Consider the following 20,840-nt stretch of genomic DNA (forward strand, 5'->3'; position numbering starts at 1 on the left):
AACTGTACTTTCGCGAAGTCGGGTTCAGGCGAGGTCGAGGACGATCCGGCCCTCGATGTCGCCATGGTGCATGCGGGAGAAGACGTCGTTGATGTTCTCCAGCTTGTCTGCATGGACCGTGGCCTTGACCTTGCCGTCGCCGGCGAACGCCAGTGCCTCGAGCAGATCGAGCCGCGTGCCGACGATCGAGCCTCGCACGGTAATGCCGTTCAGCACGGTGTCGAAGATCGACAGCGGGAAGTCGCCCGGCGGCAGACCATTGAGCGCGACCGTGCCGCCGCGCCGGACCATGCCGAGCGCCTGCTGGAACGCCTTGGGCGAAACGGCGGTGACGAGCGCTCCGTGCGCGCCGCCTATCGCCTTCTTGAGCGCTGCCGAAGGGTCCTCGCTGTGCGCGTTGACCGTCAGTGTGGCGCCAAGGCGTGTAGCGAGGTCGAGCTTGCTATCGTCGATGTCGACCGCGGCCACATTGAGACCCATGGCACGGGCATATTGCACCGCCATGGGGCCGAGCCCGCCGATCCCTGAGACGACCACCCACTCGCCGGGTCGGGCCTCGGTGGCCTTCAATCCCTTGTAGACGGTGACGCCCGCGCAGAGGATCGGCGCAATGTCGAGGAAGTCGACATTGTCGGGAAGGTGACCAACATAGTTGGGATCGGCGAGGACATATTCGGCAAAGCTGCCATTGACCGAATAGCCGGTGTTCTGCTGTTCGTGGCAAAGCGTCTCCCAGCCACCCAGGCAATGCACGCAATGCCCGCAGGCGGTGTAGAGCCAGGGCACACCGACCCGGTCGCCTTCCTTCACATGGGTGACGCCCGCACCGACGGCGGCGACATGCCCGACGCCTTCATGGCCAGGAATGAAGGGCGGGTTGGGTTTGACCGGCCAGTCCCCTTCTGCCGCGTGCAGGTCGGTATGGCACACGCCGGTTGCCGCAATCTTGACCAGGATCTGCCCGGGGCCGACCGTCGGGATCGGCGCGTCCTCGATGACCAGGGGCTTGCCGAATTCGCGGACGACCGCCGCCTTCATGGTTTTCGCCATGTCCGTTTCTCCTTTTGAGCGAGGGGTCAGAACAGGCCGAGCGCGTGCTCGTCATAGGAGACGAGCAGGTTCTTGGTCTGCTGATAATGGTCGAGCATCATCCGGTGATTTTCACGCCCGAAGCCCGACGCCTTGTATCCGCCGAAGGCGGCATGGGCGGGGTACTGGTGATAGCAGTTGGTCCAGACCCGCCCGGCCTCGATCGCGCGGCCCAGACGGTAGGCGGTGTTGCCGCTCCGGGTCCAGACGCCCGCGCCAAGACCGTAGGCGGTGTCGTTGGCAAGTGCGATCGCCTCCTCGACCGTCTTGAAGGTGGTGACCGCCAGGACGGGACCGAAGATCTCCTCCTGGAAGATGCGCATGTGGTTCTGACCCACGAACACGGTCGGCTGTACGAAATAGCCCTGGTCGAGCGCACCGCCCGGCAGCGCCCTGGCGCCACCGACCAGACACTGCGCGCCCTCGGCCTTGCCGATATCGATATAGCCCAGGATCTTGTGGAGCTGGTCCTCCGACGCCTGCGCGCCGACCTGGACCGACGGGTCGAGCGGATCGCCCTGGCGGATCGCGGCGACGCGCGCCACGGCGCGCTCGATGAAGCGGTCGAAGATCGACTCATGGATCAGGGCGCGCGACGGGCAGGTACAGACCTCGCCCTTGTTGAAGGCGAACAAAGTAAAGCCTTCGAGCGCCTTGTCGAAGAAGGCATCGTCCTCGTCGAGCACGTCCGCCATGAAGATGTTGGGCGACTTGCCGCCAAGCTCCATCGTCTGGGGGATCAGATGGTCCGCCGCGGCGTGCATGATCTGCTTGCCGGTGACGGTCTCGCCGGTGAACGAGACCTTGGCGATGCGCGGATTGGCGGCGATCGCCTGGCCGACGGTCCGTCCCGGGCCGGTGACGACATTGAGCACGCCGGGCGGCAGGATGTCGGCGGTGAGCTCGGCGAACATCAGCAAGGTGAGCGGCGTCTGGGATGCGGGCTTGATGACGGTGCAGTTGCCCGCCGCCAGCGCCGGGGCGATCTTCCACGCCGCCATCAGCAGCGGGAAGTTCCACGGGATGATCTGGCCGACGACGCCGAGCGGCTCGCGGAAATGATAGGCGATGGTGTCGGCATCGATCGTCGAGATGCCGCCTTCCTCCGCCCGGATGCAGCCGGCGAAGTAGCGGAAATGGTCGATTGCAAGCGGCACGTCGGCAGCGCGGGTCTCGCGGATCGGCTTGCCATTGTCGATCGTCTCGGCAAGCGCCAGCAGCTCCAGATTATCCTCGAGCCGGTCGGCGACGCGATTGAGAATCCTGGCGCGCTCGGCGGGCGCGATCCTTGCCCATTGATCCTTGGCGGCGTGCGCCGCATCGAGCGCGCGCTCGACATCTTCCGGCGTCGACAGCGCGAACTCGGCGATCTGGGCGCCATTGATCGGGCTCTTGTCGGCGAAATACTCGCCGCTCGCAGGAGCGCTCCAGCGGCCTCCGATGAAATTATCATAGCGGTGTCGGAAGGAGGCCGCCGCGTTAATGGTCCCGATCGCCTTCTCGAACATAACCTGACTCCATCTCTATCGATGGCCTGACGGAGTAGTCTCTTTGCCCGGGCGGCCTATAAGTAAGTTCCGCAGAAGGTAGTCTGGTATCGGTGTCGCGGGCTTTAAGGGTCGGACACGCCAACGGAGCCGATGAATATTCATCGACTCCTGAACCTATTCGCGCACGCCTGATCGGAATTATGCCGAGACAGGCGTTACTCGGCCGAGTCTTCTTTTGGCGAGGGCGGCGCTTGGCATTCCAATTCTGGCGTTACGCCCGGACGCGCTTTAGGCTCACCCAATCGCCTTTCTGAAGCGTCCCGTCCCTCACGCGGAAATGAGCATAATGGTCGTCGAAAATCTGGTCGACTTCGACATGACCGACAAGGCGGCGGTGGCGCGGCGTTGCGTGATAGACTTCGAGTATCTGCCCGATGTGCGCGCCATCGGCTTTGCCCAGGCAGGCCACTGTGCCGCCCGCATCCGTACGGACGATCTTGCCGCGCATGAACAAGCTATGGCCGATACCCTGTGCGAGGAGCGGCGTGCTGCCAAAGAGCAGAAAGCCAACAGCAGCACCGACGCCAAGATGCTTTCGCATCACTGTTTCCTCTCTCACGTTAGTTGCTCGGTCCCGGCTTTGAAAGCTGGGAGCACGGGGCGACGCTGGGCATCGTCAAAGAACTGGCCCGCCGCGGGGCGGCGGCGGGCCCTCAGCCCCGGGGGGTGTTTTATCGGGGCTGGAAACTTCACATGTCGCTCATCGGCTTGTCGGCCATGGGCTTGGCGGTCTTCTTCTTCGCGGCCGGCTTGGCCTTCTTCATCGGCATCTTGCAGCAGCCACTCTTCGCCTTACCGGCCATGCCCGAGCCGTTCGATGCTGGCGACCCGCCGGACATGCCGGCCATCCCCGACATGCCCTGTTGATCCTGCTGGGCCGGTTGCCCCTGCTGCTTCTGCGCGCCGGCCTGATGATCCTTCATCATCTGATCGTGCATCTGCTGCCCGCCATGATCCATGCCCTGCTGGTGGGCATGGGCCGGCGCAGCCTGCGCGGGCGCGGGCGTCGACTGGGCGAGAGCGGTGCCGGCGGCGAAGGTTAGCGTCGCGAAGAGGCTGACGGGCGCCGCGAGAAATGTCGTCTGTCGCATTGAGGGTCTCCGAGTGTTCTTCCTGTTGCCCGATCGACGTTCCGATCCCGGCAATTCCGAAGCTTCAATGCTGCTAGCGAGACGCTGTCTGTATACGTAAGTTACGAATCGAAATCCGATCGGCCGTGTGCCTGCTGGAGCAGGCGCGTAAAATGATGATCCGGGATCGATCAAAAATGTGACCCGGCCTGGCTTTCTCGTCCTGAGACCGGCCAGAAAAGCGATTGGCCCGCCGTGGGAACGGCGGACCAAGGCTTCGGTTGAAAGCGGCCATGATCTTGTCCGTCAACCTTGTCGTCTGATGGAATGATGGCAGGGTCAGCAACCACCGTCCGACCTGTGTGACATGCCGGAGGCGCCGTCCTGGTCCTGCGAATCCCGCATCGCCATTCGATGGCCCTGCATCATCTGGCCGTGCATCTGCTCCTTACCGTGAGCCATGCCCTGCATGTGGGCAGGATCGGGCTGGGCAGGCGCCGGCCTGGCCTTGAGGGTCTCCTCAAGATCGGGCATGCCCGGCGGCATCCCGTCCGCCAGCACCGGTCCGGCACTGACGGCGAGGAAGCCGAGAGCTGCGAGCGAAGCGATCATTGCCGTCTTCTTGCGCAAGTATCCATTCCTTCAAGTCTGGGTTTCTCGTTCGATCGAGCATATGCCCGGTCGATTGTCGCCCCTTCCGGAGCTTGCCCGTGAAATGGTGTCACCTTCCGCCTTGCTGTATACGTAATGTGCGAAGTCCGTCTCTGAGATGGCCATAAATTATCGCACTGGCATCGTTGTTGTGCCGATGTGTAACTATGGTTCGGACTCGAGAGCAGGACAGGTCGGCAACAGTGACTAATCCATGGCGGCCAGCAGACGCTCGAGAGGAATAGTGGCAAAAGTGGTGAAGCTGTCAGCAATGGCATAAGGCAGTACCAGCACCCGATTATGTACCATCGCGCCGCAGCTGTAGGCTACGTTTGGCACATAACCTTCGCGCTCATCCATGTCCGACCGCAAAAGCGGTAGCTTCGTCCGCGCCAGCAGCTTCGAGGGATCGTCACGGTCCAGCAGGCACGCCCCGATGCAATAGTTCCGAACGGCGCCGACTCCATGAGTTACGACCAGCCAGCCTTCGTCGATCTCGATCGGCGATCCGCAATTACCGATCTGGACAAACTCCCAAGGCCAGCGAGGTTCGATGGCTTTCGCTCCGCCACTCCAGTCGTGAATGTCCGCGGACGTCAGGAACCAGATATTTTCGTTATCCTCGCGCCCAAGCATGGCAAAGTGCCCGGCAATGCGTCGGGGGAAAAGCGCCATGCCCTTGCTACCGGTGGCATCCCCACGCAGCGGTCTGAGTTCGAATGTCCGGAAGTCCGGCGTGGACAACAACTCCTGCCGGACGGACTGGCCGCTAAATGCCGTATATGTACCGAAATAGGTGGCTCGGCCATCGTCGTCCAGGAAGCGGACCAAGCGAAGGTCTTCGATGCCACCACGCTGGCTGGGGGTTGTCGGAAAGATCACGATCTCCGAGAGATCGTGGCTGCCATCGCACTTGATCCGAATGCCCGCGTCCGGCCCGTCCTCGCCGGAGATGTTTTCAGTCTCCAGCACGAGCGGCATGGGGCTCGGAGGATTGATTGCTATGGTTCCGTCCGCGGCGCAAAACCCGGTGCGAAAGGTGACGGAGGAGATATGCCCCTCGCCCACGCCTCGCAGGGAAAGAATGAATCGGAGAGAGTTTTCAGGTACAGCAGACTGGTCAGGATGCAGGACGATGCTCGGATTGAAAAGCGCTGCTGCCTCATAGGAATATTCGTTGCAAAAATGGGCACCGATCAAGAGCGCCTGTTCATGGGTGACCTCGCAATCACAGACGATGATGCCATCAACCTCGTGGAACCGCCGCAAAAACAGGGACGGAACCTCACGATGCCTTCCCGAGAAATCATCAAGAATGCGTTGCAACTCATCGTGGAGCGATGCTGGGTCGAGCGCCAGGACGCGGTCGGCGATGCGCTGCGCACGTGGCTGATCCGGTACCGCATATTTATAGGTTTCCGTCGACGGCATATAGGGTCTGATCACTACCCTTGCTGGATTGGGGCGGAGCAATTCGGGTAGCCGGTTGACAAATTCGGCGGTTGACACTGACTTCTCCAATACAGATCGACCGTGGAGCGTTCACGCAATCGTAAAGATGGTGCTCGGCATTACCCGACTATCGGGTGGCGGCACGGAAGGCTCCGGCGATGGCGGGTGCGATGATTTCCGCCGTTGCCGGATACTCGGACTTTGTGCCACGTGCCATGATCGCTGTCCTGGCGTAGTTGTCGGACACACAAGCTGTGACCGGGGGCTCTGGCCTGAACGTGACTATGTGGGGCACGTGCGAAGCGCGCCGCTCAGCTCGACATGTCCGCCATCGTTCGGCAGCTCGCCGCGCATTTCTTGCAGGTGGCCGAGCAACGCGCGATCCGCTGGTCCGCGCTATGGCGTCCGCATTCCTCGGCGCAGCGCTCGCAAGCGTCGGCGCAGGCGCGGCAGACGATGCGGTGCAGGGCAGATTCCCGCAGCATCGAGTTGGCAGTCGCCTGGCACAGTTCCGCACAGTCGTTCAGCATGGCGATCAGCGACGCCGTAGCTGACGCGCCGCCTTGCTTCGTCAGCCAAGCGGCGGTTTCCAGGCACATGCGGTGCGAAGCCACGCAATCGTCGATGCAGTCCGTCATCGACATCGCCATCCCTTCCATTCGATGCTGCTGCGCCGCCGCCGGCGCAGCCAGCGTTCCGGCGGCGGCAAGGCCGGCGCCCGCCATCAGCAATTCGCGTCTCTCGATCATGATGCGCCTTCCATCTGCTATCGCTTGAGCGCTGTGCCGCATCCGGCGGCCTCAGCCGTAGCCGGCGACCCATCCGACGCCGCACGCGCCTTCTCCCGCGCCATCCGGGTTTCCTCCCAGGGCCAGTGGCCGTTGATCTCGACCCCGAGCGAGATGCTCAGGAAGGTCCGCACCAGCACAAGCCCGGCCAGCACGATGAGATCGTCGAGCGTCGGGTTGATCACCAGCGACTTGACGATGTCGCCGGCGACCAGAAATTCCAGGCCGAGCAGGATGCTGCGGCCGAGCGCCGATCGGAACGCGCTATAGGCCTCGGTTCGGTCGCCCGCCCTCGCCCGCCGCGCAAACAGAAAGGTTGCGAGCCCCGCGCCGACCAGGATGGTCAGCGTGCCCGCCAGTTCCAGGCCGATCACCGCAAGCCGGAAGAAGGCGCTCAGCCAGTCGGCCTCAATGGTGATCATACCAGCCTCGCTTGCGGATATTGTTGAAGCTGTCGGTGGCGTGACAGGCATAGCATTGGTCGACGCGCGCTTTCGATCCGGCTGCGCGCTGCGAGACCATGCTGAAATGCTCCATGAAGTGACTGGGCGGCGCCTTGTGGCACTCGGCGCACTGCGTCGAATTGACCGATGGATGGCGGTAATTGGCGATCTTCCAGCTGTCGGTCTTGTGACAGCTCGCGCAGTCGGTGCCGAACAGGCCCTGGTGCGGATCGCGGAACGCATGGCAGCTCGCGCAATTGAGCGCGGTCTCGGGGGTCAGGCTTCGAGTGTTTGTCGACATGCCCGCCGAAGGCTGCCGCCACTTTGCCATGTCGAGCAAGGCGGCGTGATCCATGCGGATGATGCCGCGCTCTCCCTCATGTTCGACGTGGCAGGAGGTGCACTGCGTCGCTTTCGCGTGGAACTGCGTCGACTGCTTCGTCCCGAAATCCGTGCCCGCATGGCAGGTGAGACAGGTCCGGGTTTCGACGCCCTTGCCCGGCGTGTGGCAGGCCGTGCATTGGCCGGCGAAGGACTGGTGGGCGCTCGAGAGCGGGCCGGGCGCTACGAGCTGCGCCACCAGGCCGGCATCCCTCGGCGCGTCCGATCGCATCCGGATCGCGACCGCGGCGACCATCACCAGCAGGGCTGCGATGAAGACGGCATAGGAAAGACGCTGCCAGCTCATAGCCAGCGCAGCCCGTAATAGATCGCCGCGCCGACGTGGAGCGCGAGCAGCGCGAAGATGAGACAGCCCAGCAGGATGTGCAGGAACCGCCATCGCGCGAACAGGGTGTTGGTCGCCTCTTCGGCGCGGATCGCGAATTCGGTATCGGCCAGCGCCGCGGCGATCCCCGCCCTGTTCTGGGGGTGCTGGCCCGCGGGCGCATCCCCGGCGACGAACAGATAGCGCCTCCAGCCCGACAGCGGCGCGGCTGCGGTATCGGCCTGCGCCGGCGCCGCCGGCTCCTCAAGGAAGGCGGCGCGAAGCGAGGCCAGTTCCGACCTGCGTCCGCGCAGCGCCCGACCAAGCTGGGCAAGCAGGTAGCGGCCGATGAAGCCGGTGATGACCGTCATCAGCAGGAGGACGGTCAGAAGCAGTCCGACCGGGCTTTCGAGCTTGTGCGCGGCGTGGACCAGACCCAGGATCGGCGCCAGCACGCCGGCATAGATGTGGATGGCGAGCAGGGTAGGCTTGCTGACGAGCCGGGAGAGCACTTTGTCGACCCAGGCGATGTGCTTGGCCGCGACATAGGGAAGCGTCAGCAGCATCAGCACGAGCGCTGCGATCCCGATGATCCCGCCAGCGAGGCTGCCCGGAAAGCGCGGTGACACATGCACGAGGTAGCCGAACGGGAACAGCAGCAGGAATGCGACCAGCAGGCCGACGGCGATGTCGCTGCGTTCGCGCATCAGGCTTCGACCACGAGCGGCGTGCCCGTGCCCTTCGCCTGGCACGCGAGCACATAGCCCTGCGCCTTGTCGGCGGGCGCGAGGCCGGACTCGACCTCCATCGTTACCTCGCCCTGCAGCAGCTTGACCACGCAGGCGCCGCATGTGCCCGCACGGCAGGCATAGGAGATCTCGACGCCCGCGCCCTCGGCCGCCTCGAGCACGGTCTCGTCCGCGGGCAAGGCCGCCGACACCCCCGACACGGAGAAGGTCACCGTGCTCGGCGCCACCTCGGCGCTCGGGGCCGGCTTATCCGCTGGCGCGGGCGCGGGTTTGACCTCGAGATCCTCGTGGTCGGCCGGCAGCGAGGCCGGACCGAACGCCTCGGTGTGCAGCTGCGCTTCGGGGACGCCAAGTTCCGCCAGCACGCCGCGCATCGCGCCCATCATCGCCGGCGGGCCGCACATATGGATCCGCCGGCTCGCGATCTCCGGCACCGCGGCCAGGATCATCTCGCGGGTGATCGGCCCTTCGGGGCCCATCCAGACGGTGCCGGGCGCGCGCTGCATCGCGGCGACGACATGGAGGTTGGGAAAACGGCGTTCGAGCCGCTCGAGCTCGTCGCGGAACACGAATTCCTCGGTCGACCGTGCGCCGTAGAAGAAGAAGATATCACCCTTCCACGCGGTGTCGGTGAGATAGCGCAGCACCGACATCATCGGGGTGATGCCGACCCCGCCCGCGATCAGCACGATGCTCTGGGCATCCGTTCCCGTGAAGGTGAAGGCGCCGAACGGTCCGCTGACCTTCAGCAGATCGTCGGCGACGACCTTGTCGTGCAGGTATCGCGAGACCACGCCCTGCTCCTCGCGCTTGACCGTCAGTTCGACATAGGCCCGCTGGGTCGGCGAAGAGGCGATCGTGTAGGAACGGCGCGCGGTCTTGCCCGCTTCGGGCTCTACCTCGACCTGCAGGAACTGGCCCGGCAGGAAGTCGAACGGCAGCCGGTCGGCGGTCGGGTCCGCGAGCCGGAAGGTCAGCACGCTCGGCGTCTCTCGCACGATCTGGACCACGCGCAGCTGCCCCGCCCAGCTTTTGGGCTTGCGCAGCGACGCCCCAGCGGGTGCGGCCGCATTGCTCGGCGCGAGCCCGGCGCTGTCGGCAACGGGTGCAGGCGCGGGCGCAACCCTGGTAGCGGGAGGGGCAGCCTTCGGCTCCGGCTTTGCTGGAACCTTGGCGGTGGCGACACCGCCGGCGATCGCCCCGATCCGCCGCAGGCGGAAGATCTGCAGCGCGATAAGCGTGGCGCTCACCAGCCCCAGGAACAGCATGAGAAGGAGGTGCGAGGGCGAGATGCCGAACCAGTGATCGGCATGGCCGGGCGCGGCCTGGTCGATGTCGAGCTGATCGCGCAGCCAGGCAAGCCCGACCTCCCGGGGCGGCTGCAAGCCTCCGATCGCGCCCTGCGCGGCGGTACCGGAGCGGAACAGGTCGGTCCCTTCGCGCATCCGGCGCGCCGCATCGAGCCGGGCCGAGACCGTTGTCGCACGCGCGCCGTCGGCCGAGGCGGCGTTGACCATCGACAGGCCCGTGCTTACCCGTTCCCCGGCCTGCGCAGCGACCCGCTGCCGGGCCGCTTCGTCGAGCGCGGGAAAGGCGAGCAACTGCGAAAAAAATGCGGTGCGGCGGGAATCGTGCCCATGTTCATTCTCGCCTTCGCCGTTGATCATGCGCTCCATCATAGAGTTCATCATCGAGGCCATATCGGAGGTGCCGACCTCGGGCTTTGCGGACATTGCGCCATCGGCCATCCCCGCACCGCCCGAAGTATCCCCATGATGTGCCGAATGGTCTTCGCCCTCCTGAGCGTGCACGCTCGCAGAGGGAAGGCTGAAAGCGAGCAACAACCCCAGACCCGAAAGGCGAAGGCTGGTCCAAACGCACATGTCGACCCCCTTCGCGCCCTTACATGTCCTTCATCGGCATCGCCGAATCCGCAGGCGCAGGCTCGGTCTTCGGAGCGCTGCTGTTCATGCCTCCCTGGCGCATCGCATCATGGTCCATGGCCTGCTGGTGATGCCGCTCCATCTCCTGTTCATTGGCCATGGCGTCCGAATGATCCATGCCGGCGGGATTTACGCTATCAGCGCCAGCCGCGGGTGCGGCGCTGTTGGCCGCAGCCGGCACCGTCTGATCGGTCTTGCGCTCACAGCCCGAAAGCGCCGCCATCGAGAGCAGGCTAACGCTGATTAGCGACAGTATGACTTTTCGATTTCCGACCATTGCTTCTTCCTTTCGTACTGGAGGAATCTCCGGGTGGGCCCGAGCCACCCGGAGCAGGAATCATTGTGCTTGGCGAAGAATCTTGCGGCACTGATCGTGCGACAGGTTCATGGGATTACGACCCTGCTGTTTCATCTCGCCATGGTCATGACGTGTCTGGAGACCCATATCGCCCTCCATGGCCCTACAGCTTTCGACCTGTGCGGAGGTAGGCGGCGTCGTCGCACAGGCGCCCAGAAGCAATGCTGGAACAATCCCAGCCACTATATGCATTCGTGTCATGATAAATCCCCTTTTAATAATGGTGTTTGTTCTTCCTGCGAGGCTTGCTCTTATATCTTTCGGTGATCAGATCTCCGCCTTTCCGTGAGGAACGTGAGAATAGGGCAATCGGAAACAGGAACTTCGCCCGGGCACTCATCGGCAAGCAATCGAAGCATGTCGCGAATATCGGACAGGCGCTTGAGCCGGACTTCGGCGTCCGTGATCTTGGCGAGCGTGATATCGAGCACGGCCTGCGCATGCGCGGTGTCCGATGCCCTGAGCGCCAGCAGCTGCCGGGCCTGATCGAGGGTGAAGCCAAGCTCCTGCGCCGAGCGGATGAAGTTGACGCGCTCGAGGTCCGTCGCGTCGTAGAGCCTGTAGCCCGCTGCCGTGCGCGCGGGCTCGCGCAGCAGGCCCATCCGCTCATAATAGCGGATCGTATCGCGGCCCACGCCTGCGGCCGCGGCCAGTTCGCCGATCTTGAAATTGCCCATGTCATCCGCTCGATCATGCCGGTTGGACCATGGTCCAGGGTCAAGCGGTTTCGCTTTGACCCCGAACGGTCTCCTCGTCGCCGGCGGCCCGCTGCCCCGACGCGTCGCATCAGGGCAGCCCGTGCCGCCGGGCCACCGGCTTGTCAGGTCTTGCGAAGCTCGACGATGTCGTGCGTGGCAGGCGTGCCGTCGGCGACGGCCACGTGCGCGAAGTGATCGTCCAAGATATGGTCGATTGTCACATGGCCGACGAGCTGGCGGTGATAGGTCTGTCTCTTATACACATCTAGATGTGTATAAGAGACAGACGATGTCGTGCTTGGCAGGCGTGCCGTCGGCGACGGACACGTGCGCGAAGTGATCGTCAAAGATATGGTCGATTGTCACATGGCCGACGAGCTGGCGGTGATAGGTCGGCGCCACGCCCTTGGACGGACCCGGATGGGTCACGACGCGATAGACCTCGAGCTTCTGGCCGACCTCGGCGCCATCGGCCTTGCCGATGCAGACGACCGTGCCGTTGCTGCCCGTGTCGACGATCGAGCCGCGCATGAACAGGCTGTGCCCGATGCCCTGGGCCATAGCGGGGACGGCAGCAAGCATCGAAATGCCGGCAAGCGCGACCATGAGAGTTTTTCTGACCATATTCACCTCCTTGGATGGTAAGCCACCGCCCGGACTTTGCCGAGGGGAAGAGCGTCTCTTCAGGCTTGGGACTACGGTCCCGGGTCCAGCCTCGATATACGTAGAGGCCGCAGCCGATCTTCTTCCCCGGGCCGGATCTTTATTGACGCGGAGTTGACGGAATCAGCCGTCAGCACTTCAAAATCCGCGCGGCGCGAGACTTTGGTTGGCTGCGCCCGCGAAACCCGCTAGATATCGAGGCCCGTGAAACGCCTGCTCGCCCTCCTGCTCGTCATCGGAGCGCTGTCCGGTCTCTTCGGAGCCCAGATGGCGGCCGCGCACAGCGTGCCGCAGGCGGCAGGCGCGCCGCTGGCCAAGGGCATGGATGCGGACTGCATGGCGATGATGGCCAAGCAGCAGCCTGCGCCCAGCGAAAAGCCCTGCAAGGGCCTGACGCTCGATTGCATCGCCGCGATGGGGTGCGTGATCCCGCTGGTCGCAGCGGACCTGGCAGGCGGCGTTGCGCCTGCGCGTCTCTACGACGCGCCCAGCTTCTGGACGACCGACACGATATTGACCGGCAAGGCGGTTGCGCCCGAGCCGGATCCTCCCACCAGCCTTGCCTGATTGAACGAGCACGGGCTGCGCGCATCGATCGATGCGTGCGCGCCCGGTTTCCTTCTTTTCAGTCAAAGGTTTTCGTGATGATCAAACTGCTTCCGGCCGCCCTTGTGGCGGCCCTCAGTCTCGCCGCGCCTGCGCTTGCAACCGACGCGAGCCGCACGCCGCAAGGCCATTGGGAATGGCGGTCGGCGCCGCAATATGGTCCGCGGGCGACTGGCCCTGCGCGTGTCCGCATATGGGTGCCCGACAGCCGGGACATGGCCAGCTGCGATTGCGCGATGATGCAGGCAAGCGCCGCCGACTGCATGCGCGGCGCAGTCAGGTCGGACAAGGGCTAAACCCGCTCCGGAGCGGCGCGTCACATCTTGGCGCGCCGCCTCTGTCATGAGGGGATGATATCCATGATCATGATGCCGAGGCGCGCTGTGCGACGCCTGTTGCTCTCTATCGGTGCGACGCTTGCGAGCGCCTGGGCCGTGCCGGTGTCGGCCGGCCCGCTCACCTACGAGCAGGCAGTGAGGCTCGCTGCCGCCAACGCGCCAAGCCTCAAGGCGCGCGCGGCGGCGACAGCCGGCGCCCGCTCTTCGGCGGTCGCGGCCGATCGCCTGCCCGATCCGACGCTCGACCTGGGCCTGCAGAACTTCCCGGTGAGCGGCCCCAATGCCGGCAGCTTCACGCGCGACGATTTCACCATGGCGACGATCGGGTTCAGCCAGACCTTCCCCAATCTCGCCAAGCGCCATGCACGCGCCGCGCGCGCCGCGGCCGATATCGGTATCGCCGAGGCGGGCGAGCTGGTCGAAGGCCGCAACGTGCGGCTCGAGACCGCCCTCGCCTGGGTCGATCTCTATTATGGAGAACGCCGGCTCCGGCAGCTCGACCTGCTCGATGCCAGCCTCGACGACCTGCAGAAGACCGTGACCGCACGCCTGGCGTCGGGCAGCGCGCGCCCGAGCCAGGCGCTCGAGCCCGACCAGCTCCGCGCCGCCATCGCCGATCGCCGCGCCGAGATGGCTGCGGTGGTGGCGCAGGCGCGGGCCCGGCTCGCGCGCTATACCGGCGACCCCGACCCGCAGGCGACGGGCGACCCGCCGATGCTCGATGTCGATCCGATCCGGCTGCGGGCCGGGATCGATGCGCTTCCCGCCCTGCGCGCGCAGGACGCGCGGATCGCAGTCGCCGAAGCGGACGTGCGTCTCGCGCGCGCCGACAAGCGCCCCGACTGGAAGGTCGGCGTCACCTATGGCCGGCGCGATCCCATGTACGGCGACATGGCCTCGGTCGGCGTGTCGATCGACCTGCCGCTGTTCGCCGGCAAGCGCCAGAACCCCAGGATCGCTGCAAGCGAGAGCCTTGCGCAAGGGGGTCGGTTCGACCGCGAGGCGATCCGCCGCGAGCTGGTGGCGCAGCTCGACGCCGATCTCGCAGACCATGCCATGCATCTCTCCCGGTTGCGCAATGCCCGCGAGACGCTGGTGCCACTCGCCAGGCACCGCGCCGAGCTCGACCGCGACAGCTATGGCGCCGGCAAGCTCGACCTTGGCGCCGCGCTGCTCACGACGCTCGGGCTCGCGGAGGCCGAGGTCGAGGCGCTCAACCGCGAAGCCGACGTCGCGCGCGACGCGGTCCGCATCACTATCACCTATGGGGAGGAGCGGCCATGACGCTCGATAAATCCGCGCTGCGCTGGGGCGCATCGATCCTGGCTGTCGCGCTGCTGGCCGGCGGCACAGGCTATTGGGCTGGCCATCGCCAGGCACCGCAATCGGAGGCGACCACGCCCGCCGGGGCAGGCAAAGTCCTTTACTGGTACGATCCGATGTTCCCCAACCAGAAGTTCGACAAGCCCGGCAAGTCGCCCTTCATGGATATGCAGCTCGTGCCGCGATACGCGGACGGAGGAAGCGCCGGCGCGGCCCCCACGGTCGCCGTCGATCCCGCCGCGCGGCAGAGCCTGGGATTGCGGGTCGTCGCGGCGAAGATGGGCAGCCTTGCCTCGGCCCTCGAGGTCACCGGCACGATCGACTTCAACCGGCGCGACGTCGCCGTCATCCAGGCGCGTTCGGGCGGGTTCGTGAGCCGCGTCTATGCGCGAGCGCCCGGGGACGTGGTCCGCGCCGGCGCGCCGATCGCGGACCTGCTCCTGCCCGAATGGGGCGGCGCGCAGACCGAATATCTGAGCGTCAGGCGGCTCGGCAAGCCCGATCTCACCGCGGCCGCGCGCCAGCGGCTGCGGCTGATGGGCATGTCCGACGGCCTCATCGCCAGCGTCGAGCGGAGCGGTCGGCCGAACGGCGTGGTGACCATCACGACGCCGATCTCGGGCACGATCCAGACGCTCGACGCCCGTGCCGGCGTGACGCTCGCCATGGGCCAGACGCTCGCCCAGGTAAGCGGGCTCGGCACCGTCTGGCTCAATGCCGCGGTGCCCGAAGCGCGCGCGGGCGATGTCCGGGTCGGCCAGAATGCCAGCGCCACGCTGGCGAGCTTCCCCGGCGAGCGCTTCGCCGGCCGGGTGATCGCGATCCTGCCGACGACGCAGGCCGACAGCCGCACGCTCACCGTGCGGATCGAGCTGCCCAACCGGGACGGGCGGTTACGGCCGGGCATGTTCGCCAGCGTCGTGCTTGGCGGCGATGCCAAGCCGGCGCTGCTGGTGCCGAGCGAGGCGGTGATCCGCACGGGCAAGCGCACGCTCGTCATGCTCGCCGCAGGCGACGGGCGCTATCATCCCGCCGAGGTCCGCATCGGCCGCGAGGCGGGCGGTGAAACCGAGATCCTTGCCGGCCTGTCGCCCGGCGAGAAAGTCGTCGCCTCGGGGCAGTTCCTGATCGACTCCGAGGCGAGCCTGTCGGGAATCGAGGCGCGGCCGATCGGCGGCGGTGCGGCATCGGCGACCATCGCCGCGCCGAGGTCGAAAGCCACGCTGTACGAGACGACGGGCAAGATCGAGCGGCTCACGGCCAATGCGGTGACGCTCAGCCACGAACCGGTCCCCGCGCTCGACTGGCCCGCGATGACGATGACCTTCGCGCTCGCCGATCCGGGCATCGCGCGCGGCTTCAAGGCGGGCGACCGGGTTCGGTTCGGGTTCGACCGGCCCCCGGCGGGACCGACGCTGCGGCGTATGGCGAAGGTGGCGGGCCGATGATCGCCCATCTCATCCGCTGGTCGGTCAAGAACCGCTTCTTCGTTCTGATCGGCATGCTGGCGCTGGTCGGCGCGGGCCTCTGGGCGGTACGATCCACCCCGATCGACGCCCTCCCCGATCTGTCCGACGTGCAGGTCGTCATTCGTACCAGCTACCCGGGTCAGGCGCCGCAGATCGTCGAAAACCAGGTCACCTATCCGCTCACCACCACCATGCTGTCGGTGCCAGGCGCCAAGACGGTGCGCGGCTATTCCTTCTTCGGCGACAGCTTCGTCTATGTGATCTTCGAGGACGGCACCGATCTCTATTGGGCGCGCAGCCGCGTGCTCGAATATCTGAACCAGGTGCAGGGGCGCCTGCCGGCGAGCGCGCGCAGCGCGCTCGGGCCCGACGCGACCGGGGTTGGCTGGGTCTATGAATATGCGCTGGTCGACCGCACCGGCCGGCATGACCTGTCGCAGCTGCGCGGTCTGCAGGACTGGTTCCTGCGCTATGAGCTCAAGACCGTGACCGGCGTCGCCGAGGTCGCCAGCATCGGCGGCATGGTCAAGCAGTATCAGATACTGCTCGATCCGGTGAAGCTCGCGGCCTACGGGGTGACCCACGCCCAGGCGGTCGAGGCGATCCGGCAGGCCAATCAAGAAGCGGGCGGGTCGGTGCTCGAGCTGGCCGAAGCCGAATATATGGTGCGCGCCTCAGGCTATCTGAAGACGCTCGACGATTTCCGCGCGATCCCGCTGAAGACGGCGGCCGGCGGCGTGCCGATCCGCCTCGGCGACGTCGCCACGATCCAGATCGGCCCCGAGATGCGGCGCGGCATCGCCGAGCTGAACGGTGAAGGCGAGGTCGCAGGCGGGGTCGTGATCCTGCGCTCGGGCAAGAATGCGCGGGAGACGATCGCGGCGGTCAAGGACAAGCTCGCGGACCTCAAGAGGAGCCTGCCGCCGGGCGTCGAGGTGGTGACGGTCTATGACCGCTCGCAGCTGATCGACCGTGCTGTCGAGAACCTCACCCACAAGCTGGTCGAGGAGTTCGTCGTCGTGGCCCTGGTCTGTGCGCTCTTCCTCTGGCATGTCCGCTCGGCGCTCGTCGCGATCCTCACCCTTCCCTTGGGCGTGCTCGCCGCCTTCGTCGTGATGCGCTACCAGGGCGTCAACGCCAACATCATGTCGCTCGGCGGCATCGCCATCGCGATCGGTGCCATGGTCGATGCGGCCGTGGTCATGATCGAGAACGCCCACAAGAAGATCGAGCGCTGGGAGCAGGACCATCCGGGCACGCATCTCGACGGCGAGACGCGCTGGATCCTCGTCACCGAGGCGGCGGCCGAGGTCGGGCCGGCGCTGTTCTTCAGCCTGCTGATCATCACGCTGTCGTTCATCCCGGTGTTTACACTGGAGGCGCAGGAGGGCCGGCTGTTCGCGCCGCTCGCCTTCACCAAGACCTATGCGATGGCCGCCGCCGCGATCCTGTCGGTGACATTGGTGCCGATCCTGATGGGCTGGCTGATCCGGGGGCGGATCCCGCCTGAGCAGGCCAATCCGGTCAATCGCTGGCTGACCGATCTCTACCGGCCTGCGATCGACTGGACGATGAAGCGGCCCAAGACCGTGCTGCTGATCGCGGCTTTGGTGTTCGCGACCACGGCCTGGCCGCTCAGCCGGCTCGGCGGCGAATTCATGCCCAACCTCGACGAGGGCGACCTGCTCTACATGCCCTCGGCCCTGCCCGGTCTCTCGGCCGCCAAGGCGAGCGAACTGCTCCAGCAGACCGACCGGCTGATCAGGACGGTGCCCGAGGTCGAAAGCGTGTTCGGCAAGGCGGGGCGTGCCGAGACCGCGACCGACCCCGCCCCGCTCGAGATGTTCGAGACGACGATCCAGTTCAAGCCCCGCGACCAGTGGCGACCAGGCATGACGCCCGAGAAGCTGATCGACGAGCTCGATCGCCGGGTGAGGCTTCCGGGGCTCGCCAATATCTGGGTGCCGCCGATCCGCAACCGCATCGACATGCTCGCGACGGGCATCAAGAGCCCGATCGGGGTCAAGGTGTCGGGCAGTGATCTCGCCGAGCTCGACCGCATCGCCCATGATGTCGAGACCGTGGCCAGGACCGTGCCGGGCGTCAGCTCGGCGCTCGCCGAGCGGCTGACCGGCGGACGCTATGTCGATGTCAACATCGACCGCGCCGCCGCTGCGCGGTTCGGACTCAACATCGCCGACGTGCAGGCCATCGTCTCGGGCGCGATCGGCGGCGAGACGATCGGCGAGACGGTCGAGGGCCTCGCCCGCTATCCGATCAGCGTGCGCTATCCGCGCGAATTGCGCGACAGCCTCGACGGGCTGCGGGGGCTACCGATCCTGACGCCCGCGGGCCAGCAGATCACCCTCGGCACGGTCGCCAATGTCACGATCGCCGAAGGGCCGCCGATGCTCAAGACCGAGAATGCCCGGCCCTCGACCTGGGTCTATGTCGATGTGCGCGGGCGCGATCTCGCCTCGGTGGTTGGCGATCTGCAACGCGCGGTGGCGAGACAGGTTCGGCTCTCGCCGGGGGTCAGCATCGCCTATTCGGGCCAGTTCGAATATCTCGAGCGCGCGGTCGACCGCTTGAAGCTGGTCGTGCCCGCGACGCTGCTGATCATCTTCGTGCTGCTCTACCTCATCTTCGGCCGCTTCGACGAGGCTGCGCTGATCATGGGCACGCTGCCGTTCGCGCTGACCGGCGGCATCTGGACGCTCTATCTGCTGGGGTTCAACCAGTCGGTTGCCACCGGGGTCGGGTTCATCGCGCTCGCCGGCGTCTCCGCCGAGTTCGGGGTGGTGATGCTGATCTATCTCAAGAATGCGCTGGCCGAGCGCACGGCTAATCCGGACGCCGCCGAGGTGAAGGCCGCGGTGCGCGAAGGCGCGCTGCTGCGCGTCCGGCCCAAGGCGATGACGGTCGCGGTGATCCTCGCCGGCCTGCTGCCGATCCTGCTGGGATCGGGCGCGGGCTCGGAGGTGATGAGCCGGATCGCGGCGCCGATGATCGGCGGCATGCTGAGCGCGCCGCTGCTGTCGATGTTCGTCCTGCCCGCCGCCTATCTGCTGCTGCGCCGGCCGAAGACCGACCCCATCCATCAACCCGCTTCATCATGAAGGAGACGATTATGAGACATGCACGACTGACCCTCGCCCTCGGCCTTGCCGTCCTGACCGCCGCGTGCGGCAAGAAGGGCGAGACCCCGGTTACAACCGAAACCAACCAGGCGGCGCCTGCCGCGACCATGAGCGGCGACATGGGCAACATGTCGATGGCGCCTGACGCGAACGCCGCAATCAAGGCCAAGGGCCATGGCACCGTCACCGCGATCGACAAGACGGCGGGCACGATCACGCTCAACCACGGCCCGATCCCCGAAGCCAAGTGGCCGGCGATGACGATGGCGTTCAAGGCGGCGCCCGCGATCACCGATGCGGTCAAGGTCGGCGACAAGGTCGATTTCGACCTCTCGCTCAAGGGCAGCGATGGCGAGGTCACCGCGATCACAAAGCAATGATCCGCTAAGTTCGACCAAAAGAAGCTGGTTGCGTCGCCGCTCCGGGGCGGCGACGCCCCTGCCGGCCGTCTGCCTGGCCGTGCGCCCGGTCTACGGATGCGATCGGCAACGCCCAACGCCAGCCGCGTTTCCCTGCGCGATCACAGGCAGTTTGAGCAAGCTTCGCGGATCGCACATTGAACGTGCAAGCCGCCCTTGCCCGCGATAGCCTGAGCGGCAAGGAGCCAGTTCAGGATGACCGAGCCAGTATGACCTTGTTACCCACGACACATCATGATCTCTTGAGCGAGCTTGTCCGTCGTTGGCGAGACGATCCGGGCGCCACCTATCGCTCCTGGTTTCTTTGGGACGAACGCCTGAAAAACTTCCGCTCCATCCGTCGGGGGCTGCAGCAGGTGGTCGTGGAAATCGAAAGTGGGCGGTTCGGCGTCGCCTATCGCGGCTCGTCACTGGAAACGGTTGTCCACTCGATCGCCGAACAGCGGCAGATCTTCAAGGGCGCCGACCATGCCTGGCTGTGGAAGCCCAAGCTGCGCATTCCCGACATTTACGAAAGCCCGGACAATCAGCGGGCGTTCGGTCGCCTGCTCGACAATTGCTCGTGCTGCGATACCGCCGAGGAGATCATCAGCCACATCCGCAGCATAGACGCGCTCAAGATCAAGGGGCTGGGGCCGGCGGCGGCCAACCTGCTCTATTTCCTTCACCCGACGCTGGTGCCGCCCTTCAATACCGCGATCGTCAAGGGCTACAATGCCGTCACCGGCGCCAAGGTGAAGCTCGGGTCATGGGATCATTTTCTCGCCATGCGCGCCGGCATCCTCGACCTCAACGACCGTTACCGCGAGTTGCTCTCCAACGATCTCGGCGCGATCGGCGGACTGTTGTTCGACATTGGCTCGGGCCGCTATCCCGCGCCACCGCTGGAGGATGACGCAACGGCGGCCGACGACTGGCTCGGCAGATTGGAACATGCCAGAGCGGAGGCAAGCCGGCTCGACAAGACAGCCGCCGCGCAGGGCGAAACCGATCGCACGCACGCCGAAATCCAGGCCTGGCTGCGCGACCTCGGCCATGCCCTCGGTTACGATGTGTGGATCGCCGCCAATGACCGCGGTCGACTTCACGCTGGCTGCCCGCTTGGACAGGGATGCCTCGAGCGCCTTCCAGACGCCATTGCGACCTCTCCCGGAGCGGACTCGATCCGCCTCATCGACGTGTTGTGGCTGGCGAAGGGTGGCGACGGCGTCGCCGCCGCGTTCGAGGTTGAACATTCGACCTCGATCTACTCGGGGATCGTGCGCATGCTCGATCTGGCGCTGTCGGGGAGCGATCTGCACGCTGCCGCCGGGCTATTCCTGGTCGCACCGAATGCGCGCGAGCAGGACGTTCGCGCGCAACTCCGTCGCCCGGCTTTCAGCCGT

General features: G+C 65.7%; 22 protein-coding genes. 8 read left to right on the plus strand and 14 right to left on the minus strand.

The window, feature by feature from the left end; translation table 11 throughout:
• Positions 1-24 precede the first annotated feature (24 nt).
• From adhP to FE851_RS22945, 13 genes are all read right to left on the minus strand, one after another.
• The gene (gene adhP, locus FE851_RS22880; protein WP_145206782.1) at positions 25-1,050 is read right to left on the minus strand and encodes an alcohol dehydrogenase AdhP; all 1,026 of its coding nucleotides are present in this window, start codon (positions 1,048-1,050) and stop codon (positions 25-27) included.
• A 26-nt stretch (positions 1,051-1,076) separates the two neighbouring features.
• On the minus strand, positions 1,077-2,597 hold the full coding sequence (locus FE851_RS22885; protein WP_025549141.1) for an aldehyde dehydrogenase family protein: 1,521 nt from the start codon (positions 2,595-2,597) through the stop codon (positions 1,077-1,079).
• 253 nt (positions 2,598-2,850) lie between these two features.
• On the minus strand, positions 2,851-3,180 hold the full coding sequence (locus FE851_RS22890) for a hypothetical protein (RefSeq protein WP_021224454.1): 330 nt from the start codon (positions 3,178-3,180) through the stop codon (positions 2,851-2,853).
• A gap of 148 nt (positions 3,181-3,328) precedes the next feature.
• Complete coding sequence (locus FE851_RS26375; RefSeq protein ID WP_015449265.1) at positions 3,329-3,730, minus strand: hypothetical protein; 402 nt, start codon at positions 3,728-3,730, stop codon at positions 3,329-3,331.
• 318 nt (positions 3,731-4,048) lie between these two features.
• Positions 4,049-4,339, minus strand: a complete 291-nt coding sequence (locus FE851_RS22900; RefSeq protein WP_007406388.1) for a hypothetical protein — start codon at positions 4,337-4,339, stop codon at positions 4,049-4,051.
• Between the two features lie 228 nt (positions 4,340-4,567).
• Positions 4,568-5,791: a glycoside hydrolase family 130 protein gene (locus FE851_RS22905; protein WP_016743863.1), complete on the minus strand. Its 1,224-nt coding sequence runs from the start codon at positions 5,789-5,791 to the stop codon at positions 4,568-4,570.
• Positions 5,792-6,123: 332 nt separating this feature from the next.
• Positions 6,124-6,564 (minus strand): four-helix bundle copper-binding protein, encoded by a 441-nt coding sequence (locus tag FE851_RS22910; protein ID WP_025549148.1) that lies wholly within the window; start codon positions 6,562-6,564, stop codon positions 6,124-6,126.
• Between the two features lie 14 nt (positions 6,565-6,578).
• Positions 6,579-7,022 carry a DUF1622 domain-containing protein gene (locus FE851_RS22915; protein WP_004212663.1) on the minus strand — a complete coding sequence of 148 codons (444 nt, stop codon included), beginning with the start codon at positions 7,020-7,022 and terminating at the stop codon, positions 6,579-6,581.
• Positions 7,009-7,731 (minus strand): hypothetical protein, encoded by a 723-nt coding sequence (locus FE851_RS22920; protein WP_025549149.1) that lies wholly within the window; start codon positions 7,729-7,731, stop codon positions 7,009-7,011. The genes FE851_RS22915 and FE851_RS22920 overlap by 14 nt, the downstream gene beginning before the upstream one ends.
• Positions 7,728-8,456: a hypothetical protein gene (locus FE851_RS22925; protein WP_009824015.1), complete on the minus strand. Its 729-nt coding sequence runs from the start codon at positions 8,454-8,456 to the stop codon at positions 7,728-7,730. The genes FE851_RS22920 and FE851_RS22925 overlap by 4 nt, the downstream gene beginning before the upstream one ends.
• Positions 8,456-10,381: a 2Fe-2S iron-sulfur cluster-binding protein gene (locus tag FE851_RS22930; RefSeq protein WP_021243091.1), complete on the minus strand. Its 1,926-nt coding sequence runs from the start codon at positions 10,379-10,381 to the stop codon at positions 8,456-8,458. The genes FE851_RS22925 and FE851_RS22930 overlap by 1 nt, the downstream gene beginning before the upstream one ends.
• Before the next feature lie 19 nt (positions 10,382-10,400).
• Positions 10,401-10,766 carry a hypothetical protein gene (locus FE851_RS22935; protein ID WP_232307697.1) on the minus strand — a complete coding sequence of 122 codons (366 nt, stop codon included), beginning with the start codon at positions 10,764-10,766 and terminating at the stop codon, positions 10,401-10,403.
• Positions 10,767-11,050: 284 nt separating this feature from the next.
• Positions 11,051-11,476 (minus strand): heavy metal-responsive transcriptional regulator, encoded by a 426-nt coding sequence (locus tag FE851_RS22945; RefSeq protein ID WP_021243089.1) that lies wholly within the window; start codon positions 11,474-11,476, stop codon positions 11,051-11,053.
• Between the two features lie 140 nt (positions 11,477-11,616).
• On the opposite strand from FE851_RS22945, the gene FE851_RS26380 reads away from it, so the two are divergent.
• Entirely contained in the window at positions 11,617-11,766 is a 150-nt protein-coding gene (locus FE851_RS26380; protein ID WP_186378969.1) for a hypothetical protein, read from the plus strand.
• Here the strand turns inward: FE851_RS26380 and FE851_RS22955 are convergent.
• Complete coding sequence (locus FE851_RS22955; RefSeq protein WP_186378970.1) at positions 11,753-12,121, minus strand: hypothetical protein; 369 nt, start codon at positions 12,119-12,121, stop codon at positions 11,753-11,755. The genes FE851_RS26380 and FE851_RS22955 overlap by 14 nt on opposite strands.
• A gap of 243 nt (positions 12,122-12,364) precedes the next feature.
• Between FE851_RS22955 and FE851_RS22960 the strand changes: the two genes are divergently transcribed.
• From FE851_RS22960 to FE851_RS22990, 7 genes are all read left to right on the plus strand, one after another.
• Entirely contained in the window at positions 12,365-12,727 is a 363-nt protein-coding gene (locus FE851_RS22960) for a hypothetical protein (protein WP_007406428.1), read from the plus strand.
• 77 nt (positions 12,728-12,804) lie between these two features.
• Complete coding sequence (locus FE851_RS22965; protein WP_007683334.1) at positions 12,805-13,062, plus strand: hypothetical protein; 258 nt, start codon at positions 12,805-12,807, stop codon at positions 13,060-13,062.
• 63 nt (positions 13,063-13,125) lie between these two features.
• Positions 13,126-14,388, plus strand: coding sequence for a TolC family protein (locus tag FE851_RS22970; RefSeq protein ID WP_013039107.1), 1,263 nt, complete (start codon positions 13,126-13,128; stop codon positions 14,386-14,388).
• Positions 14,385-15,875, plus strand: coding sequence for an efflux RND transporter periplasmic adaptor subunit (locus tag FE851_RS22975; protein WP_145206784.1), 1,491 nt, complete (start codon positions 14,385-14,387; stop codon positions 15,873-15,875). The genes FE851_RS22970 and FE851_RS22975 overlap by 4 nt, the downstream gene beginning before the upstream one ends.
• Positions 15,872-19,015 (plus strand): efflux RND transporter permease subunit, encoded by a 3,144-nt coding sequence (locus FE851_RS22980; RefSeq protein WP_066969660.1) that lies wholly within the window; start codon positions 15,872-15,874, stop codon positions 19,013-19,015. Before FE851_RS22975 ends, FE851_RS22980 begins: the two co-directional genes overlap by 4 nt.
• 11 nt (positions 19,016-19,026) lie before the next feature.
• Positions 19,027-19,416, plus strand: a complete 390-nt coding sequence (locus FE851_RS22985; protein ID WP_021245555.1) for a copper-binding protein — start codon at positions 19,027-19,029, stop codon at positions 19,414-19,416.
• A 248-nt stretch (positions 19,417-19,664) separates the two neighbouring features.
• Positions 19,665-20,840, plus strand: a 1,176-nt coding sequence (locus tag FE851_RS22990; protein WP_145206785.1) for a type II restriction endonuclease, incomplete at its 3' end; no start/stop codon positions are given.

The sequence above is a fragment of the Sphingobium sp. B2 genome (genome assembly GCF_007693735.1).
Lineage (GTDB): Bacteria > Pseudomonadota > Alphaproteobacteria > Sphingomonadales > Sphingomonadaceae > Sphingobium > Sphingobium xenophagum.